We start from the raw sequence: 19,625 nt of genomic DNA on the forward strand, positions 1-19,625 counted from the left end.
CTCCGCTCCATCACGCCTGGGCGAACTGCCGGCGCAGCTCGCGCTTGAGCACCTTGTGGCTGGGGCCGAGCGGGAGCGTGTCCACGAACTCGACGCGGCGGGGATACTTGTGCCGGCCCAGGCGTTCCCGCGCCCACTCGACGATCTCCTCGGCGCCGGGCCGCTCCGCGCCCTCGCTGGGCACCACCACCGCGAGGATCTCCTCGCCGTAGCGTTCGTCCGGCACGCCGATCACCGCCACCTGGCCGACGGCGGGGTGGCCCAGCAGGGTGTCCTCCACCTCGCGCGGGTAGACGTTGAACCCGCCGCGGATGATCAGGTCCTTCTTCCGGTCCACCACGGACACGAAGCCCTCAGCGTCCTTGACCCCGATGTCCCCGGTGCGGAACCAGCCGTCCACCAGCACCGCGGCGGTCTCCTCCGGCCGGTTCAGGTAGCCGGCGAACACGTTGTGCCCGCGCACCACGATCTCGCCGGGCTCGCCGGGGCCCAGCAGCTCGATCCGGTCGTCCACGTCCGGCCGGGCGATCTCCACCTCGACGCCCCAGATCGGCGGGCCCACGGTGCCCGGCCGGTTGCCCAGGTCCGGCTGGTTGACCGTGGCGGTGGGGGAGGTCTCCGACAGCCCGTAGCCCTCGTACACCGGGACGCCGAAGGTGGCGTGGAACCGTTCCTGCACGGGCACCGGTAGGGCCGCGCCGCCGGAGATGCACAACCGCGGCGCGGGCAGCTCGGCCCGGCCCTCGGCGGCTTCCAGCAGCGCCAGGTACATGGTGGGCACGCCGAGGAAGACCGTGACGTTCTCGCGCAGCATCAACTCGATCGCCGCCGCCGCGTCGAAGCGGGGTTGCAGCACCAGCGGGACGCCGCACCGGAACGCGCCGTTCATGGCCACGGTCTGGCCGAAGGTGTGGAACAGCGGCAGGCAGCCGAGCACCACGTCGTCGCGGCCGAGACCGTTGGCGTCGAAGCTGTTCACGGTGGCGTTCATGACCAGGTTGAGGTGGGTGAGCACGGCGCCCTTGGGGCGGCCGGTGGTGCCGCTGGTGTACAGCACGACGGCGGGATCGCCGGCCTGGCGCGGCTCGTAGCTGGCCAGCGGCCGCACCACCGCGGCGACGTCCTCCAGCCGGGTGCCCCGGCCCTCCTCCTCGCCGAGCGTGGCCACCGGCACCCCGGTCGCCGCGCCCGCCTGCCTGGCCACCTCGGCGAAGCCGGCCGCGCAGACCAGCAGCCTGGCCTCGCTGTCGGTGAGCACGAAGCCCACCTCGTCGGCGGTGAGCAGCAGGTGCACCGGCACCACCACCGCGCCGGCGCCGAGAATCGCGAAGTAGGCGCGCGGGAAGTCCACGGTGTTGGGGCAGAGTAAGGCGACCCGGTCGCCGGGTTGCACGCCGAGTTCGCGCAGCCCGGCGGCGAGCGAGCGGGCCTGCCGCCACAGTTCCTCGTAGCTCACCCGGTGCTCGCCCTCGATCACGGCGACCTGCTTGGGGAAGCGGCGCGCGGACTCGGCGAGAGTGCAGGCAAGGGACAGCGTCATCGGTACCCTCCCGGTGTTCTGCGGTGGTTTATGTGAAGGCGTTGACCCCGGTGAGGGCCCGGCCGATCAGCAGCTTCTGGATCTGGCTGGTTCCTTCGTAGAGCGTGGTCACCCGGGCGTCGCGCAGGTACTTGCCGACCGGGTACTCGTCGATGTACCCGTAACCGCCGAAGACCTGGATGGCGTGGTTGGCCGCCCTGACCGCGGTCTCGCTGGCGAACAGCTTCGCCATGGACGCCGCGGTGCCGAACGGCTCGCCGCGGTCGATCAGGTGCGCGGCCCGCCACACCAGCAGCCGGGCCGCGTCGGTTTCCGTGGCCATCTCGCTGATCAGTTCCTGGACCAGCTGGAAGCCGGCGATCGGGCGACCGAACTGCTGCCGCTCACCGGCGTAGGAGATGGCGTGCTCGACGCAGCCGCGGGCGATGCCGACGCACCCGGCGGCCACCGACACGCGGCCCTTGTCCAGTGCGGCCATCGCTATCCGGAAGCCCTGGCCCTCCTCGCCGATCCGGTTGGCGTCCGGCACCCGCACCCCGTCCAGGGTGAGTTCGGCGGTGGCCTGGCCGCGCAGCCCGAGCTTGCCGTGGATCTCCCTGCGGTGGAACCCGGGTGCGTCGGTGGGCACCAGGAACGCGGTGATTCCCCGGGTACCGGGCTGGCCGGTGCGGGCGAACACCAGCGCGACGTCGGCCCACGTGCCGTTGGTGATGAAGATCTTGCTGCCGGAGAGCACCCAGTCGCCGCCGTCCCTGCTCGCCCGGGTGGCCAGCGACGCGGCGTCCGAGCCGGTGTCCGGCTCGGTCAGCGCGAAGCAGCCCAGCGCCTCGCCGGAGCACAGCCGCGGCAGCCACTGCCGTTTCTGCTCCTCAGTGCCGTAGCCGGCGACGGTCTTGGCGACTAGGCCGAGGGAGACGGAGACGATGCCGCGCACCGAACTGTCGCCCCGGCCGAGCTCCTCCAGCATGAGCACGTAGGCGAGGTGGTCACCGCCGGAGCCGCCGTAGGACTCGTCGATGGTGATGCCGAGGAAGCCGAGCTTGCCCAGCGCGGGCACGATGCCGGCGTCCACCCGCTCGGCCCGGTCCCACTCGGCGGCGTGCGGCACGACCTCCCGGTCGACGAAGTCGGCGGCCAGTTCGCGCAGCGCGACCTGCTCCTCCGACAGCGCGAGATCCATGTTCTCCCCGACTTAACTAGCGCTGTAAGTTTTTGTGTCTCGATGCTAACCGCGCGGTAGCCCGTGCGGAAGCGGCGGACCGCGCCAATCCTTGATCGGCCGGGACGACGCAACCGGTTGGGGAGAATGGGCGGCGGCGGTCGCGCCCGAGAAGTTCAATGATCGTGTCAGCCGCGGTGCCCGGCGCCGCGCACGCACGGCCGCACGGAGGAGGCCAGGTATGGGTCGGCCACGTCAGCCGATCCTCACCCGTAGGCGAATCATCGACGCCGCCCTCGCGGTGATCGACGCGGAGGGCCTGGACGCGCTGTCCACCCGCCGGCTGGCGCACGAACTCGGCGTGCGGGCGCCCTCGCTGTACAACCACTTCGCCACCAAGGACGAGATCCTGGACGCGGTCGGCGACGCGATCATCGAGCGGGTGGACATCGCGGTGTTCGGCACCGAGGACTGGCGGGTGGCGCTGCGCCGCTGGGCCCGGTCCTACCGGGCCGCGCTGGCCGCGCACCCGAACGCGGTGCCGTTCCTGGCCCGCGGCCCCGGCCGCCGGCCCGCCGCCCTCCGGCTGGCCGACGCGGTGTACGGCGGCCTGGTCAACGCCGGCTGGCCGCGGCTGTACGCCACCCAGATCGGCGCGATGATGCGCTACTTCGTGGCCGGCTCCGCGCTGGGCTCGTTCGCCATGGGGTTCGACCCCGACACCCGGCTCTACGCCGGTGACTATCCGCACCTGCGGGAGGCACACCTGCTGCGCGAGCACCGGATCGAGGTGGACGAGGGCGCCTTCGAACTGGGCCTGGCCAGCATGATCGACAGCCTGGCCCGGCTGTACGAGACGGTGGTCGGCCCGCTGCCGCCGCTGGCCGATCCGTGCGCCGGCAAAGGTTGAGCCCGCACGCGGTTGATCCCGTTCAGGTGACTGATCACCGGATTCGTAGGGTGACGGCGGCGCGAGCCGCTACTTTGGCGCCGTGCTGCCGGAGGTTGCTGCTGTCGAGGCGGGTTCCGTGGGTCACGGGGCCCACCGTTCCGGAACCGAGAGCCCGGGGCCGGACTCGTTGCTGATCCCCGCCCCGCTGACCGCCCGCCGGGTGGATCTGACCACACCGAACGTCGCCCGGGTCAACGACTACTACCTCGGTGGCGGTTCCAACTTCGGCGTGGACCGCGACTTCGCCTGCCGGGCCATGGAGATCATGCCGGACCTGCCCAGGATCGCGGCGAACAACCGGAGGTTCGTGCACCGCGCGGTGCGCTACTGCGTCAGCCAGGGCATCCGGCAGTTCGTGGACGTCGGCTGCGGTATTCCCGGCGTGGGCATGGTGCACGAGATTGCCCAGCGGGCCGCGCCGGAGTGCCGGGTGCTCTACGTCGACATCGAACCGATCGCGGTGGCCGCCGGCCGGGAACGGGTCGCCCGCGACCCGCGCGCCGCGATGGTCGGCGCGGACGCCCGCGAACCGGAGGCGATCTTTGCCCACCCCGACGCACAGTCCCTTGTGGACATCGACGAGCCGCTGGGCGTCGTCGTCTCGCTGCTGTGGCACTACTTTCCCGACGAGGTCGACCCGCGCGGGATCCTGCGCCGCTACCGCAACTACCTCGCGCCCGGCTCGCACCTGGTGTTCTCGCACAACACCGCCGAGGGCCGGGAGAGCGACATGCGCCGCATGGAGGCGCTGTACCAGGAAAGCTCCGACCCGCTGGTGCTGCGCGGCCGGGCGGAGATCGCGGAGTTATTGGCGGACTTCGCGGTGCTGCCACCGGGCATCGTCCCACCGTCGCTGTGGCGCCCGGAGCAGGCCGACGAGGACGACGACCCGCGCCGGTGCGGGGTGCTCGCCGCGGTCGCCGTGGTGTGACCGGCCGACCGCGCCAGGTGAGTGGCGGCGGCTCGACCACACGGTGGTGCGACCACGCCCGGATGGGCGCCCGGTGCGGCCGGTAGCTACCGTGGCGGGGGTACGCACCGTCAATCCGAGAGGAACGCACACCATGCTCACCGTCACCGACGCGGCCGCGGAGGCGATCAACGCCCTGTCCGAGGCCGAAGGAAAGGGTGAGAACGGTGGACTGCGGTTCGCCGTGCACGCAGAGTCGGAGGAGGGCGCGACGCTGGCCGTTTCCGTCGCCGCCGAGCCGACGGACGGCGACGAGGTGGTCACCGGCAACCAGGGGGCGCAGGTGTTTCTGGACCCCCAGGCGGCCCTCTACCTCAGCGACAAGGTGCTGGACGTGCAGCCCGACGAGCAGGGCCAGCTCAACTTCGCCGTGGTCGACCAGGGCTGACCGGGCCGGGACCCGTTCGGAACCCGCAGGCGTCCCCGCCGGAATCCGTCACTCTTTCGGGTGGCGTTTCGGGTGGGGACGCCGTGTTTCGTCGGCATCTACAGGTTGATCATGTGGCCGGCGAGGCCGTGGATGGCCTCCTGGACCGCCTCGCCCAGCGTGGGATGGGCATGCACGTTGCGGGCGAGTTCGGTGGCGGTGAGGTCCCACCGCTGGGCCAGAGTCAGTTCGGGCAGCAGTTCGGTGACATCCGGCCCGATCAGGTGCGCGCCGATCAACTCCCCGTAGCGCGCGTCGCTGAGCAGCTTGACGAACCCCGTGGTGTCGCCCAGACCGGGCGCCTTGCCGTTCGCGCTGAACGGGAACTTCGCCACCCGCACGTCGAAACCGCGTTCCCGGGCCTGCGCCTCGGTGTAGCCGAAGCTGGCGATCTGCGGCTGGCAGAAGGTGGCCCGGGGGATCATCAGGTAGTCGAGTTCCATCGTCTCGGCACCGGCGATCGTCTCCGCGGCCACCACGCCCTGCGCCTCGGCGGCGTGCGCGAGCATCAGCTTCGCGGTGACGTCCCCGATGGCGAACAGGTGCGGCACGTTGGTGCGGCAGCGGCCGTCGACGTCGATCGCGCCGCGGTCGGTCAGCCGCACGCCGGTGCGCTCCAGCCCGTAGCCGGCCACCCGGGGCGCGAAGCCGATCGCCTGCAGCACCTTGTCCGCCGTCAGGGTGCGCCGCGCGCCGTCCTTGCCCACGACGTCCACCCGGACCTGCTCGCCGGTGTCGTCGATCGCCTCCACCCGGGTGGAGGTGAGCACGTCGATGCCCAGCCGGCGGTAGCGCCGGGCCAGTTCGGCGGAGACCTCCTCGTCCTCCAGCGGCACCACCCGGTCCAGGAACTCCACGACGGTGACCTTGACGCCGTAGTTGTGCAGCACGTAGGCGAACTCGACGCCGATCGCGCCCGCCCCGGCGATGACGACGCTGCGGGGCAGGTCCTCGCTGAGGATCTGCTCCTCGTAGGTCACCACGCGCTCGTTGACCGAGGTGCCGGGCAGCAGCCGGGTGGTCGACCCGGTGGCGATGATGCCGTGGTCGAACGTGACGGTCTCGGTTCCGCCGTCGGCCATGGCCACCTGCAGCGTGTGCGCGTCGGTGAAGGTGCCGCGCCCCTCGTACTGGGTGATGCCGTTCTTGCGCATCAGGTAGTGCACGCCCCGGACCCGGCCGTCGGCCACCTTGCGGCTGCGCCGGAACGCCTCGCCGTAGTCGAGGGTGACCTGGCCGTCGACGTGGATGCCGAAGGTCTTGGCCTCGTTCTTCACGATGTGCGCCAGCTCGGCGTTGCGCAGCAGCGACTTCGACGGGATGCAGCCGACGTTGAGGCAGATCCCGCCCCAGTAGCGCTCCTCGACGATCGCCGTGCGCAGGCCGAGCTGGGTCGCCCGGATCGCGGCGACGTACCCACCCGGCCCGGCCCCCAGGACCACGACGTCAAAGTGTTCGCTCATGCCCTCAGACGATATGGCCGGCGCCGGTGGGTGGGCGATACGGAAGCTTCGGCCAGCTACCCGAGCTTGATCGCCATGTACTTGGTGTCCAGGTACTCGTGGATGCCCTCGGCGCCGCCCTCGCGGCCGAACCCGGACGCCTTGATCCCGCCGAACGGCGCCGCCGCGTTGGACACCAGGCCGGTGTTGATGCCGACCATGCCGGTGGCCAGCCGCTCACCGACCCGGACGGCGCGGTCCAGGTCCCGGGTGTAGAGGTAGGCGACCAGGCCGAACTCGGTGTCGTTGGCCGTCCGCACCGCCTCGTCCTCGTCGGCGAACGTGGTGACCGGGGCGACCGGGCCGAACACCTCCTCGCGCAGGATGCGGGCGTCCGCCGGCACGTCGCGCAGCACGGTGGGGGAGTAGAAGTACCCGCCACCGTCCTGCGGCTTGGCCCCGGTGGTCGCCACGGCGCCCTTCCGCAGCGCGTCCTCGACCAGGTCCATCACCTTCTTCCGCTGGTCCTCGCTGATCAGCGGGCCGACCTGGACGCCGTCCTCGGTGCCCGGGCCCACCTTCATCTGGGCCATCCGGTCGGTGAGCCGGGCGGTGAACTCCTCGGCGACGCTCGCCGCCACGTGGAACCGGTTCGCCGCCACGCAGGACTCGCCGTTGTTGCGCATCTTCGCCGTCACCGCGCCGTCCACCGCCGCGTCCAGGTCGGCGTCGGCGAACACCAGGAAGGGCGCGTTGCCGCCCAGTTCCATCGAGGTCCGCTGCAGGTTGCCGGCGGACTGCTCGACCAGCTTCTGGCCCACCTCGGTGGACCCGGTGAAGGACACCTTGCGCAGCCGCACGTCGCCCATCAGCGGCCGCACGATCCGGCTCGCCGAACTGGACGGCAGCACGTTGAGCACGCCGTCGGGCAGGCCCGCCTCGGACAGGATGGCGGCCAGGTTGAGCATGGACAGCGGCGTCAGCTGCGCCGGCTTCATGATCATGGTGCAGCCGGCCGCGATCGCCGGGCCGATCTTGCGGGTGCCCATCGCCAGCGGGAAGTTCCACGGCGTGATCAGCAGGCTGGGTCCGACCGGCTGGTGGGTGACCACTATCCGCTCGGCGCCGCTCGGGCTGCGCGCGTAGCGGCCGTCGATGCGCACCGCCTCCTCGGCGAACCACCGGAAGAACTCGGCCGCGTAGGTCACCTCGGCGCGCGACTCGGTCAGGCTCTTGCCCATCTCCAGGGTCATCAGCAGCGCGAGGTCGTCGGCCCGATCGGTGAGGAGCTGCCAGGCCCGGCGCAGGATCTCGCCGCGCTGCCGCGGCGGGGTGGCCGCCCACTCCTGCTGCCTGGCCGCGGCGGTGTCCAGCGCCTCGGTGGCGTCCTCGGCCTGGGCGTCGGCCACCTCGCACAGTTGCCGCTCGGTCGCCGGGTCGTGCACCGGAAACCGGCTGCCATTCGCGGAGTCCCGCCAGCGGCCGCCCACCAGGACGCCCTTCGGGACCGCGTCGATCAGGGACTGGAAGTCGCTCATGTTATCCCTCCGCGAACCGGTGTCCGCCGTGGTCGCGCGCGTGGGTGCCGCGGCTCGACACAGGGTGTTCCTGGGGCCGGACTACCCTGCCGGGCCGATCACCATGCCGCCCGCGGGCGCGGGCCCGGGGAAGTCGTCTTCCCCGGCTGTCTCACCGGGCGTAACGTGACGATTGCGATGCGAGCCACGAAACCGCGTCGGCCCGCTGGGGCGCTTCCGGCCGATGTATCGAGCTTCATCGGGCGTCGACGGGAGTTGTCCGAGGTCAGGCGGGCCCTGTCGGCGACGAGGTTGTTGACGCTGACCGGTGTCGCCGGGGTGGGTAAGACCCGGCTCGCCCTGCGCGTGGCCGAGGACGTGCGCCGCGCCTTCCCGGACGGCGTGTGGTTGGTCGAGCTGGCCGCGCTGGCGGACCCCGGGCTGCTGGTGCACACCGTCGCCGGCGCGCTCGGGCTGCCCGACCAGGCGGTGTCGCCGACCGAGCGGCTGGCCGAGTACCTGGCCGACAAGCGGCTGCTGCTGGTGCTGGACAACTGCGAGCACCTGCTGGACGCGTGCGCCGGGCTGGTGGGCGCGCTGCTGGCGGCCGCCCCGGAGCTGCGGGTGCTGGCTACCAGCCGGCAGGCGCTGCGGGTGGACGGCGAGCACGTGTTCGGAGTGCCCGCGATGTCCGTGCCGAACCTGGACGGTCAGTGGGTGCCGGCGGACCTCCGCTCCTCCGAGGCGGTCACGCTGTTCACCGAGCGGGCCGCGGCCGGCCTGCCCGGGTTCCGGCTGACGGAGCAGAACGAGCTGGAGGTGGCCACGATCTGCCGCCGGCTCGAGGGCATTCCGCTGGCCATCGAGCTGGCCGCGGTGCGGCTGCAGTCGCTGTCGCTGCAACAGATTCTGGACCGGCTGGACAACTGCTTCATGCTGCTCACCACCGGCAGCCGGGCGGCGCTGCCGCGGCAGCGCACGCTGCGCGCCATGATGGACTGGAGCTTCGAGCTCTGCTCGGCCGAGGAGCGCACGCTGTGGGCGCGGCTGTCGGTGTTCTCCGGCGGGTTCGACCTGGAGGCGGCCGAGGAGGTCTGCTCGGGCGACGGCATTCCTCGCGAGGAGGTGCTGCACCTGGTGGCCGGGCTGGTGGACAAGTCGATCCTCACCCGGGAGCAGCACGGCAACCGCGCGCGGTACCGGCTGCTGGAGACGATCCGCCAGTACGGCCGGGACCGGCTCGCCGAGTCCGGCCAGGAGAAGGTGCTGCGGCGGCGGCACCGGGACTATGTGCGGGCGCTGGCCGAGCAGGCATACGCCGACTGGTTCAGCCCGCGCCAGGTCACCTGGGCGTCCCGGATGCGTGTGGAGCATCCCAACGTGCGCGCCGCGCTGGAGTTCTGCCTGAGCGAGCCGGGCGAGGCGCGCGCCGGCCAGCGGATCGCCGCGTCGCTGCGCAGCTTCTGGATCGGTAGCGGATTGCTCACCGAGGGGCGGCACTGGCTGGATCGGGCGCTGCGGCTGGACACCGCGCCCACCCCGGAACGGGCCAGGGCGCTGTGGGTGTGCAGCTTCCTCGACCTGCTGCTCGCCGACCCGGAGCCGGCGCTGCGGCGGCTGGCCGAGTGCGGGCCGCTGGCCCGGAAACTGGGCGATGTCGGGTCGGCCGCGTACACCGAGCTGTGGACCGGGTATGCGGCGCTGCACCGCGGCGACGCCTCCGGCCTGGACGCCATGGCCGAGGCGCTCACCCAGCTCCGCGCGGCCGGCGACGAGTACGGCACGTGGATCTCGCTGCTGATGATGTCCCTCGGCGCCTGCGCGCTCGGCGACGACCGGGCACTCGGGTGGGGCGAGGAGGCGCTGCGGGTGTGCGAGCGGCACGAGGCGAAGTTCTTCGGCTTCCACTCGCTGTGGATGACCGGGCTGGAGCGGTGGCGCCGCGGCGAGTGCCGGAACGCCACCGCGCTCGCCGGCGAGGCGCTGCGGCTGAAGCGGTCGGTGAACGACCCGTGGGGCATCGCGCACTGCCTGGCCGTGCTCGCCTTCGCGGCGGGCGACGAGGGGCAGCACCGGCGGGCGGCGCGGCTGCTGGGCGCGGCGCACGCGGCGTGGCGGCTGGCCGGGTCCGGCCGCGGGTTGTGGGGCGTGCACGCGTTCGACGACCAGTGTGTCGCCGGCACCCGCGAGGTGCTCGGCGAGGCGGCGTTCGACGCCGCCTACCGGGAGGGCGCGGGGTTCACCCTGGAAGAGGCGATCGGGTACGCGCTGGGCGACAAGACCGGCGACGCGCGGGCCGCGCACCGGCCGGACGACGCGCGCAGCCTGCTGACCCGGCGGGAACGGGAGGTCGCCGACCTGATCGCGCGCGGCCTCTCCAACCGGCAGATCGCCGAGACGCTGGTCATCGCCCAGCGCACCGCGGAGAGCCACGTGGAGCACATTCTCGCCAAGCTCGGCTTCACCTCCCGCGCCCAGATCGCGGCGTGGCACACCGGGGTTACCGACGAGGCGGCGTGGCCGGGGCGCGACTCGTACAGTGAGCCGTAGGGGTCCCCGACGGAGCGGGCGCTGGTGTCCACCGCGGGTCGGTGCCACCGCCGAGGACTCTGGGGCCCTGCGGAAAAGGAACAGAGTCATGGAACCGAGCGAACGGGAACGGATCGCAGCCCAGCGCCGGACGATCGACGAGCATATCGCCGGGGAGAACGCGCACGACTGGAGCCGGGTGTATGGCACGTTCGTGCAGGACGACCGGGCGTACTACGACGTGGTGCCGTTGAGCTCGCACTTCGGCGGGTTCAGTGGCGTCAAGGACTTCTACGGCCTCATGGAGGGTGTGCTTCCCGACTTCCGCATCGTGGTCACCGGCGAATACGACACCCCGCGAGTGTCCGTCCGGGAGGTGACCATCAGCGGCACGCATCGCGGCGAGTACTGTGGGGTGGCTCCGCAGGGCCGGCACGTGTCCTTCGAGCTGGCCGCCTTCTACATCTTCGGGGAGGGCGAGGACGCCGCCAGGCTGGTCGCCGAACGCATCTACTTCGACAACGAGACCCTGCTGCGGCAGATGCGTGGCGAACCGGACGCTCCGGTCGGTGTCGGTCTCGCCGCCCATGCGGTCGGCGGGTCAGGGGCGGGCTGACCGGCGCGGCTCCCGGTGGGCTACCCAGGTGGCGATCTGGGTGCGGGAGTTGAAGCCCAGCTTGGCCAGGATGTGCTCCACGTGACTGTCCACCGTGCGCGGGGCGATGAGCAGCCGGGTCGCTATGTCCTTATTGGACATTCCCGTGGCGACGAGTTCGGCGACGGTCTCTTCCCGCGTTGTCAGCGGGGATCTCGACGCCGGAGTCGCCGGCCGGCGGACCGCCGCCCGCTCGCGCTCGGGCGACCGGGCGGTGCCGGTGAGCGCATAGTCCAGTGCCTCGGGCATGGACAGCGACCTGCCACGCTGGTATTCGGCCTGGTACCGGTCGTCTCCGAGCGCCGCTCGCGCCTGCCGCTCGCTGCCCTGCCGGTATCCGCTGAACTGCGGTGAGGCCATCAGCGGGAGACCCACGAACTGCCACAGCCCCTCCAGCGCGCCGAACAGCCGGGCCGCCTGGGCGTGCTGGCCGTCGGTGACCAGGCACCAGCTGAGGAACTCCAGCGACATGGCGATGCCGAACAGGTCGTCGAACCCGCGCTTGATGGCGAGGCTTTCTCGCAGTCGGTCGGCGGCCCGCGCGCTGTCGCCCTGCCGCCACTCGGCGAACGCCAGCAGCGACAGCCCCCACGAACGGGTCCAGGTCTCCTCGTGCAGGTCGGAGATCCGCAGGCACTCGGTGGCGTAGCCGGCGGCGCCGGCCAGGTCGCCCTGGAGGTTGGCCACCACGGACAGCTGCACCAGGGACATCACGGAGGCGCTGCCGACGTCGTCCATGGCGCGGTGCCGGGCCCATGCCTCCGTCAGCAGGGCTCTGGCCCGGTCGAGATCGGTCACCATCGCCGCCACCCCGACGGCGTGCACCGCGTACGCCTTCAGCCGGGCGTCGCCGAGCCGCCTGGACAGCTCGATGGATCGCGCCGCGTCCTGCTCGCTGACCACCTGGTCGCCCTGGTGGCTGGCGATCCAGCTGCGCACCCAGCTCGCGGTCTCGGCCTCCGGCGACGTCGGGACCGGCGGGGCAAGCAGGCGGTCCAGCCACTGCCGCCCCTCGGCGAGGACGCCACAGGTCACCCAGTAGAACCAGAGCGAACCGGCCATGCGCAGGCCGGCATCGCGCTCGCCGGGATCGCGCAGGCAGAACTCCAGCGCGGCGCGTAGGTTGTCGTGCTCCAATCGCATCCGGGTGTACCAGGCGAGCTGGCGCGGCCCGAACCAGTCCGCCGCGGCCTGCTCGGACAGCCGCAGGTACCAGTCGCGGTGCCGACGGCGGTACTCCGGCTCGGCACCGCGGTCGCGCAGCCGCTGCGCGCCGTACTGGCGGATCGTCTCCAGCATCCGATACCGGGTGGGCGCCCCGTGCTGGCGCCGCGTCTCCTCGCGGGTGACCACGGACTTGTCGACCAGCCCGGCAAGCACGTCCACGAACGACTCGTCGCTCGGGTCCCCGTCCGCGCACACCTCCTCCGCGGCTTCCAGGGTGAAGCTGCCGGCGAACACCGACAGCCGGGACCAGAGCTGCCGCTCCGCCGCCGAACACAGCTCGTAACTCCAGTCGATCGCTGCCCGCAGCGTGCGGTGCCGCGCCTGGGTGAGGCCGCGGGCCCCGCCGAGCACGCGGAAGCGGTCGCCCAGCCGGGCCAGCAGCTCCTCGGCGGAGAGGGCGCGCAGCCGCGCCGCGGCCAGCTCGATGGCCAGCGGGATCCCCTCGAGTTGCTGGCACAGTCGCACCACGGCCGCCTGGTTGTCCGGGGTGAGGCGGAAGTCGGAGAGCGCGGCCGACGCGCGCTCGCAGAACAGCGCCACGGCTTCGTAGTCGCCCACCTCGGCGCCATCCCACAGGTGGCCGGGCTCGGGCGCCGCCAGCGGCGGGACCCGGAGCATGTGCTCGGCCGGGATGCCGAGCGGCTGCCGGCTGGTGGCCAGGATGCGCAGCCCCGGTGCGGCGCGCAGGAGCCGCTCGGCCAGCCTCGCGCAGCCGGTCACCACCTGCTCGCAGTTGTCCAGTACGAGCAGCAGCCGCTTGTCCGCGAGGTAGCCGGCGAGCACGCTGACCAGATCCCGGCTGGACAGGTCCTGCAACCGCAGCGCCCCGGCGACCGTGTGCGCCAGCAGGTTCTCGTCCTGGACCTGGGCCAGCTCCGCCAGCCACACGCCGTCCGGGAAGGACCGGCTGACCTCGGCGGCCACCCGCAGCGCCAGCCGCGTCTTACCCACGCCGCCGACCCCGGTCAGCGTCACCAGCCGGGAGACGGACAGCAGCCGCCTGGTCTCGTCGCGTTCCCGGCGCCGGTCGACGAAACTCGTCTCCTCGGCGGGGAGGTTGCCCTGTCCTCGCCGGGCCGTCATGTCCGGAGCAACGGTCCCAGCCACCACGAACCCCCGGTGCGGGAAATGTCGATACTGGCCACGGTAGCCCGGTCGGCGCAACGTCGCCATGACGGCGACCGCGGTGACGGCGGTGGCGCGGGGTCAGCGGCCCCCGTCGAACTCCTGCACGGCTCGCGCGATGCCCTCGGCGATCGCCTGCTGCCCGGCCGGGGCTTCGGCGATGGCCGCCTCCCCCGGGTTGGTCACGAACAGCGGCTCCACCAGCGCGCCGGGCATCCCGGTGGGCTCGGCGAGGTAGCCGGCGGCGGGCGGGCCGAGGATGATCAGGTGACCGTAGCTGGCGCCCTGCTCGGAGAGCGCGGGCCCGCCGGTGCCCTCGTCGCTGTCGACGCCCCGGTCCTCGACCCGCCACCCGTGGCCGGCGAGCGCGGCGACGATCCCGCGCTGCAGGTCCACGGCGAGTCGCTGGTTGTCCGCGGCGAATGGCCGGCTGGGGTCGTACACGGTGGTGGCGCCGCCCTCGCCGGGATCGTCGAAGGCGTTGAAGTGGATCGAGATCAGTACCGCGGCGTGGGCCAGGTTCGCGCAGCGCACCCGGGCGATGTGGTCGGCATGCGACTGCTCGACGGTGAGCACGCCCGCATCGGTGCCGCCGGGCAGGTGGGCCACCGGGCCGTCCTGGGTGCGGGAGAGCACCACCCGGTAGCCGGCCTCGCGGAGCAGCCGCGCCGCGCGCAGCGCGACGGGTAGCGTCGCGTCCTTCTCCGCGACGGGGCCGCCGGCGGCGGTGCTGCCGACCGCGCCCGGGTCGGGGCCGCCGTGCCCGGCGTCGAGGAACACCGTGCGGTGCCGGTTCCCGCGCAGCGGGCCGAGGGCCATGCAGGCGCCCGGCGCGAAGCCGGGGGAGTCCAGCGGGGCCGGCTCGACCGCGGCGACCTGTGGTGTCTCCATCCGGGGCTGGGGCGGCGAGGTGGCCGGCCGGGCCGGCGGCGGGTGCCCGGCGGGCAGGTCGGTGGGGGCGAGATGCCCGGTGGCCAGCCGGACGGCGAGCGGGGCGAGCAGCATGGTGACCGCGCCGGCGCCGACGCCGGCGAGCCGCCACCGGCGCCGGGGCGACCCGGCACCGCCGGCACGCCGGCCCCGGATCCTCATCCCAGCCCCCACCGGGCGCGGCTCAGCGCCTGTTCCGGAACGTGCCCTGGCACGTTCCGCTGCTCGCCATCGCGGGTCGGTCCCGTTCCGGAACAGGCAGTCAGCACCGGATTACCAGCTCCCGGAACGCGGTGTAGTTGGCGACCAGGTCGACGTGCCCGGGCCGCAGCATCTCCACCGCCCACCACGGCTCGGGCAGGCGCACGTGCGGCACGTCGGCGTAGGTCAGCCGCACCGCCAGATCGGTGGCCCGCTCCCCGCTGGCCACCACCGACCGGCCGCGGAGCCGTTCGAACGGCACGTCCCACAGCCAGGATGTGTCCCGCCCGTCGGCCTCGCGCGCGTTGACGGCGATCACCACCGGGTCGCGGCTGCCCGCGAGGAGGTCGAGGGTCTCCGCCCAGCCGGCCGGATTCTTGGCCAGCAGCAGCCGCACCCGGTGCGTGCCCAGCCGGACGGTGCGGTACCGCCCGGCCACCTCGGCCAGCGAACCGACCCGGGAAACCGCCGCGTCCACCGGCACGCCCAGGGTCACCGCCGCCGCCACGGCCATGGCCGCGTTCCGCGCGTTGACCCGGCCGGGCAGCCGCAGTTCCAGCGGGACGCGCCCGCCCTCCGGGGTGATGATCTCGGTGCCGTCCAGCGTCCACTGCGGGCGGGGGCTTTCGAACCCGCACGCGCAGCCCCAGCCGGCACCGTCGCCGGCCGCGTCGGTGGTCACCGGCTGGCCGCACCGCGGGCAGCGCGCCGCGGTCTCCTGCCATGTGCTGCCCACCGACACCCACACCGGGTGCGCGACATCCCGCGCCGCGGAGGTCATCAGCGCGTCGTCGCAGTTGACCACCGCGGTAACGCCGTCAAGCGTGTGCAACGCGTCCCGGATGGCGCGCTCGGTGCGGCTGACCTCGCCCACCCGGTCGATCTGGTCGCGGCTGAGGTTGAGCAGCACCGCGACGCCGGGCCGCACGGTCGCGGCGACGCTCGGGAAGTAACCCTCGTCGACCTCGAGCACGGCCAGCGGAGCTTCGGGGCTCTGGGCCAGCGCGGTGACCAGCCCGCCCGGCATGTTGGCCCCGGACGAGTTGGACGCGACCTCGCCCAGCTCGGACAGCGCGGCGGCGAGCATGGCCGTCGTGGTGGTCTTGCCGTTGGTTCCGGTCACCAGCACGGTGAGCCGGCCCTGACTGAGCCGCCGCAGGGCCCCGGGGTCCAGCGCGAGCATCAGGCGGCCACCGATCATGGCGCCCTGGCCCATCTGCAGGGCCTGCGACAGCCACGCGACCGCTCCGCCGATCCGCATGGCCATCCGGGTCCGCAACGGCAGCCGGTGCCCGTCCCGCCGCGGCCACGGCGGGCGCCACGGTGGTGCCTCCGGCGCGTCCCCGGCGCCGTCGGGCGCGGGCTCGTCACCCAGCCGGTGGGGCATGCCGGAGTGGGTCATCCCCGCCTCTCGGATGGGTCGCCGGGGGTGCGGTGCGGTGTGGACGGCATGTCCCGAATGTCGCGGACCCCGCAGGTCTCGGCCATCCGAGGCGAAATTCGCACCGGATAGGGGGACGGCCACGGCCATTCTGACAGTTGGCACGATTAGTTCAGTGTAAACCGAAATTAACTGCGACAGCGCGCCGGGCCACCACCCCGGCACGCCGGGAGGGGCGGTGGGGTTCCGGCGGGCGGACAAACGGGACATCGCGGAGATCGCTTCGGCGGCCTTGTTGCCGCACGGCCCGGCTGTCTAGCGTCGGCTGCGTCCTCGCCGCCGGGGCACCCGGCGGCACCAGCCTCGGGTCGGTCGAAGGGGTGGGCACCATCAGCGCCGCAGCGGAAGCCGGAACGTCCACAGGGGCCGAGCGGCTGCTTCGGGTGCTCGCCGGGCACGGCGTGCACACTGTTTTCGGCCTTCCCGGCGTGCACAACCTGGCCGTGTGGGAGGCGGCGCGGGAGCACGGCCCGCGCCTGGTCGGGGTGCGGCACGAGCAGGCCGCGGTGTACGCCGCGGACGGCTATGCCCGGGCCAGCGGGCGGCTCGGGGTCGCGGTGGTGACCACCGGTCCCGGCGCGGCCAACACGCTCGGCGCGACCGGCGAGGCGATGGCCTCCGGGTCGCCGGTGCTGGTCGTGGCCACCGACATCCCGAGTTCGCTGCGCCGGCCCGGGGTGTACCGCGGGGTGCTGCACGAGACCAGGGACCAGCGGGCGATGTTCCTTCCGGTGGTCAAGGACGCCTGGCAGGTGCCCGGCGCGGCGGACCTGGCTGGGTTGACCGACCGGGCGGCGCGGCTGGCGCTGGCCGCTCCGCGGGGACCGGTGTACCTGGGCGTGCCCACCGACTTCCTGAGCGCGGAGGTCGGCACCGACCCGCTGCCACCGGTCGCCGCCGCCGAGCACGACGAGTGTTCCGACGCCGACCTGGACCGGGCCGTGGCCGAACTGTCCTCGGCGCGGCGGCCGCTGGTCTGGGCGGGCGGTGGCGCTCTCCGCTCCGGCGCGGGCGCCGAGGTGGCGGTGCTGGCCGAGCGGATCGGCGCGCCGGTGGTCACCACCTACGGCGGCCGCGGCCTGATCCCGGTGGACCACCCGTACGCCGTGCACGGGCCGGTGCACCTGCCCGAGGTGGGCCGGCTGTGGGATGAGGCCGACGTGGTGGTCGCGGTGGGCACCGACTTCGACGGGATGATGACGCAGAACTGGGCGATGCCGGCCCCGCAGCGGCTGGTGTCGGTCAACGTCGACCGGGCCGACGCGAGCAAGAACTACCGGCCCGACGTGCTGCTCGCCGGTGACGCCCGGCGGGTGCTGGCCCGGCTGGTCGCCGCGCTGCCGGAGCGGGAGATCGACTCGGACCTGGCCGAGCGGCTGGCCGCGCTGAACGCCGAGGTGCGCAAGGCGGTGCTCGCCGAGGAACCGCAAGCCGCGCAACTGCTGGACGTGCTCGACGCGGTGCTGCCGCCGGACGCCGTGCTGGTCGCCGACATGTGCATCCCCGGCTACTGGCTGGGCGGCTTCCACCGGGTGCGCCGGCCGCGCGGGTTCGCCTATCCGGTGGGCTGGGGCACGCTCGGGTTCTCCTTTCCGGCCGCGCTGGGCGCCGCGCTCGGCGGCACCGGCCGGGCGGTGAGCGTCTGCGGTGACGGCGGGTTCCTGTTCGCCTGCGGGGAACTGGCCACCGCCGCGCAGGAGCGGCTACCGGTGACCGTGGTGCTGGTGGACGACGGCGGCTACGGGATGCTGCGGTTCGACCAGGCGAACGCCGGCCACCCGTACTTCGGCGTGGACCTGCACACCCCGGACTTCGTCGCGCTGGCCCGCGCGTTCGGCGTGGACGCCGCCGTGGTGGACGGCTTCGGGTCGGAGTTCGCGGTGCGGCTCACCGAGTTCGTCGCCGCGGACGGACCGAACGTGCTCGTGGTGCGCGCCGCGCTCACCCCGCCGCCGACCACCTCACCCCGCTGGTACCGGCGGCGGTGACCACAGCGGTGGGCGGGTGCGGTGTCCCCGCGCCCGCCCACCGAGAACGGCTCAGGCAGGCTGGCGAGGCTGCGGCATGTGTGCGCGCACGATGCCGTGCGGGTCGAGCACGAACTTGCGCGCCGCACCCTTGTCGAAGTCCGCGTAGCCGCGCGGCGCGTCCTCCAGCGGCAGCACGGTCGCGTTGACGTTCTTGGCGATCTGCACCCGGTCGTGCAGGATCGCCATCATCAACTGCCGGTGGTACCGCATCACCGGGCACTGCCCGGTGGCGAAGGACAGCGACTTGGCCCAGCCGAGGCCGATCCGCAGTGACAGCGAGCCCTCCCGGGCCGCCTCGTCGGCCGCCCCCGGGTCTCCGGTCACGTACAGGCCCGGGATGCCGACCGCACCGCCGGCCCTGGTCACGTCCATGACCGTGTTGAGCACGGTGGCCGGGCGCTCGGTCTGCGCCTCCCGGCCGTGGCCACGGGCCTCGAAGCCGACCGCGTCCACCGCGCAGTCGACCTCCGGCACGCCGAGGATCTGCTCGATCTGGTCCTTCGGGTCTGCCTGGCTGACGTCCACCGTCTCGCAGCCGAAGCTGCGCGCCTGGGCCAGCCGGTCCTGGTTCAGGTCGCCGACGATGACCACCGCGGCGCCGAGCAGGAACGCCGAGGTGGCGGCGGACAGCCCGACCGGTCCCGCGCCGGCGATGTAGACCGTGGAGCCGGGGCCGACGCCCGCGCTGACACAGCCGTGGAACCCGGTCGGGAAGATGTCGGACAGCATGGTCAGGTCCAGGATCTTGTCCAGGGCCCGCTCCTTGTCCGGGAACTTCAGCAGGTTCCAGTCGGCGTACGGCACGAGCACGTAGTCGGCCTGACCGCCGGTCCACCCGCCCATGTCGACATACCCGTACGCGGAGCCGGGCCGGTCCGGGTTGACGTTCAGGCAGACGCCGGTCTTGCCCTCCTTGCAGTTGCGGCAGCGGCCGCAGGCGATGTTGAAGGGCACCGAAACCAGGTCGCCCTCCTTGATGAACTCCACGTCCCTGCCGACCTCGACCACCTCACCGGTGATCTCGTGGCCGAGCGCCAACCCCTGCGGCGCGGTCGTCCGCCCCCGCACCATGTGCTGGTCGCTGCCGCAGATGTTGGTCGCGGCCACCTTGAGGATCACGCCGTGCGGTGTCTTGCGCCCCACGTTGAGCGGGTTGACGCCGGGCCCCTCCTTGAGTTCGAAACTCGGGTACTCGGTGGACTCGACCTCCACCTTGCCCGGGCCCTCGTAGATCACAGCCTTGTTCTCTGGCATCGGTGCTCCCTTTCCGCGAGTGTGCGCGGCATGCCGGCAGCGGCGCGCGGCGTGGTCACCTCGGGCCTCGCGACGTCACCCCGGCATAGGGCGCCTCGCGGGTCGCGTCACGGCCCCTGTTGGCCGCGCGGCGCCGGTGCACCGGACGCCTCCGAAGCTAAACGCATAGCCATTCGGCAATAAGAGCCGAAAGTCCCCGTTTCACCGCCGCGACGCCGTGACCCGC

The 19,625-nt window shown here is 72.8% G+C and carries 14 protein-coding genes; 6 read left to right on the top strand and 8 right to left on the bottom strand.

All coding sequences use genetic code 11. The features are described 5' to 3' along the window. Window positions 1-10 precede the first annotated feature (10 nt). Both FFT21_RS03680 and FFT21_RS03685 read right to left on the bottom strand, forming a co-directional pair. Complete coding sequence (locus tag FFT21_RS03680; protein WP_137812273.1) at window positions 11-1,540, bottom strand: long-chain-fatty-acid--CoA ligase; 1,530 nt, start codon at window positions 1,538-1,540, stop codon at window positions 11-13. A gap of 28 nt (window positions 1,541-1,568) precedes the next feature. Beyond that, complete coding sequence (locus FFT21_RS03685; RefSeq protein WP_137812274.1) at window positions 1,569-2,720, bottom strand: acyl-CoA dehydrogenase family protein; 1,152 nt, start codon at window positions 2,718-2,720, stop codon at window positions 1,569-1,571. A gap of 220 nt (window positions 2,721-2,940) precedes the next feature. Between FFT21_RS03685 and FFT21_RS03690 the strand changes: the two genes are divergently transcribed. The 3 genes from FFT21_RS03690 to FFT21_RS03700 all read left to right on the top strand — a co-directional run bounded on the left by FFT21_RS03690 (window position 2,941) and on the right by FFT21_RS03700 (window position 5,009). Beyond that, complete coding sequence (locus tag FFT21_RS03690; protein WP_137812275.1) at window positions 2,941-3,609, top strand: TetR/AcrR family transcriptional regulator; 669 nt, start codon at window positions 2,941-2,943, stop codon at window positions 3,607-3,609. A gap of 118 nt (window positions 3,610-3,727) precedes the next feature. Then, window positions 3,728-4,582 carry an SAM-dependent methyltransferase gene (locus tag FFT21_RS03695; RefSeq protein ID WP_192909369.1) on the top strand — a complete coding sequence of 285 codons (855 nt, stop codon included), beginning with the start codon at window positions 3,728-3,730 and terminating at the stop codon, window positions 4,580-4,582. 133 nt (window positions 4,583-4,715) lie between these two features. Then, entirely contained in the window at window positions 4,716-5,009 is a 294-nt protein-coding gene (locus FFT21_RS03700; RefSeq protein WP_137812277.1) for a HesB/IscA family protein, read from the top strand. Between the two features lie 98 nt (window positions 5,010-5,107). Here the strand turns inward: FFT21_RS03700 and lpdA are convergent, their stop codons facing one another. Together lpdA and FFT21_RS03710 are read right to left on the bottom strand one after the other, a co-directional pair. Next, on the bottom strand, window positions 5,108-6,511 hold the full coding sequence (gene lpdA / locus FFT21_RS03705; RefSeq protein WP_137812278.1) for a dihydrolipoyl dehydrogenase: 1,404 nt from the start codon (window positions 6,509-6,511) through the stop codon (window positions 5,108-5,110). Window positions 6,512-6,567: 56 nt separating this feature from the next. Continuing rightward, entirely contained in the window at window positions 6,568-8,028 is a 1,461-nt protein-coding gene (locus tag FFT21_RS03710) for an NAD-dependent succinate-semialdehyde dehydrogenase (RefSeq protein WP_137812279.1), read from the bottom strand. A 294-nt stretch (window positions 8,029-8,322) separates the two neighbouring features. Here FFT21_RS03710 and FFT21_RS03715 point away from each other — a divergent pair, with 294 nt between their 5' ends. Both FFT21_RS03715 and FFT21_RS03720 read left to right on the top strand, forming a co-directional pair. Further along, on the top strand, window positions 8,323-10,557 hold the full coding sequence (locus FFT21_RS03715) for an ATP-binding protein (RefSeq protein ID WP_307722896.1): 2,235 nt from the start codon (window positions 8,323-8,325) through the stop codon (window positions 10,555-10,557). A gap of 88 nt (window positions 10,558-10,645) precedes the next feature. Further along, on the top strand, window positions 10,646-11,152 hold the full coding sequence (locus FFT21_RS03720; RefSeq protein ID WP_137812281.1) for an ester cyclase: 507 nt from the start codon (window positions 10,646-10,648) through the stop codon (window positions 11,150-11,152). On the opposite strand, the gene FFT21_RS03725 is transcribed toward FFT21_RS03720, so the two are convergent. The 3 genes from FFT21_RS03725 to FFT21_RS03735 form a co-directional block, all read right to left on the bottom strand. Next, on the bottom strand, window positions 11,138-13,501 hold the full coding sequence (locus FFT21_RS03725; RefSeq protein ID WP_137812282.1) for a LuxR C-terminal-related transcriptional regulator: 2,364 nt from the start codon (window positions 13,499-13,501) through the stop codon (window positions 11,138-11,140). The two genes, FFT21_RS03720 and FFT21_RS03725, sit on opposite strands and share 15 nt — an antisense overlap. 123 nt (window positions 13,502-13,624) lie before the next feature. Further along, window positions 13,625-14,635 (bottom strand): N-acetylmuramoyl-L-alanine amidase family protein, encoded by a 1,011-nt coding sequence (locus FFT21_RS03730; protein WP_137812283.1) that lies wholly within the window; start codon window positions 14,633-14,635, stop codon window positions 13,625-13,627. A 100-nt stretch (window positions 14,636-14,735) separates the two neighbouring features. Then, window positions 14,736-16,061 (bottom strand): DUF1727 domain-containing protein, encoded by a 1,326-nt coding sequence (locus tag FFT21_RS03735; RefSeq protein WP_225978068.1) that lies wholly within the window; start codon window positions 16,059-16,061, stop codon window positions 14,736-14,738. Window positions 16,062-16,435: 374 nt separating this feature from the next. Between FFT21_RS03735 and FFT21_RS03740 the strand changes: the two genes are divergently transcribed. Beyond that, entirely contained in the window at window positions 16,436-18,103 is a 1,668-nt protein-coding gene (locus tag FFT21_RS03740; protein ID WP_264081620.1) for a thiamine pyrophosphate-binding protein, read from the top strand. A gap of 51 nt (window positions 18,104-18,154) precedes the next feature. Here the strand turns inward: FFT21_RS03740 and fdhA are convergent, their stop codons facing one another. Next, window positions 18,155-19,399, bottom strand: a complete 1,245-nt coding sequence (fdhA, locus tag FFT21_RS03745) for a formaldehyde dehydrogenase, glutathione-independent (RefSeq protein ID WP_137812284.1) — start codon at window positions 19,397-19,399, stop codon at window positions 18,155-18,157. Between the last annotated feature and the right edge of the window lie 226 nt (window positions 19,400-19,625).

This window comes from Gandjariella thermophila (genome assembly GCF_005405885.1).
Lineage (GTDB): Bacteria > Actinomycetota > Actinomycetes > Mycobacteriales > Pseudonocardiaceae > Gandjariella > Gandjariella thermophila.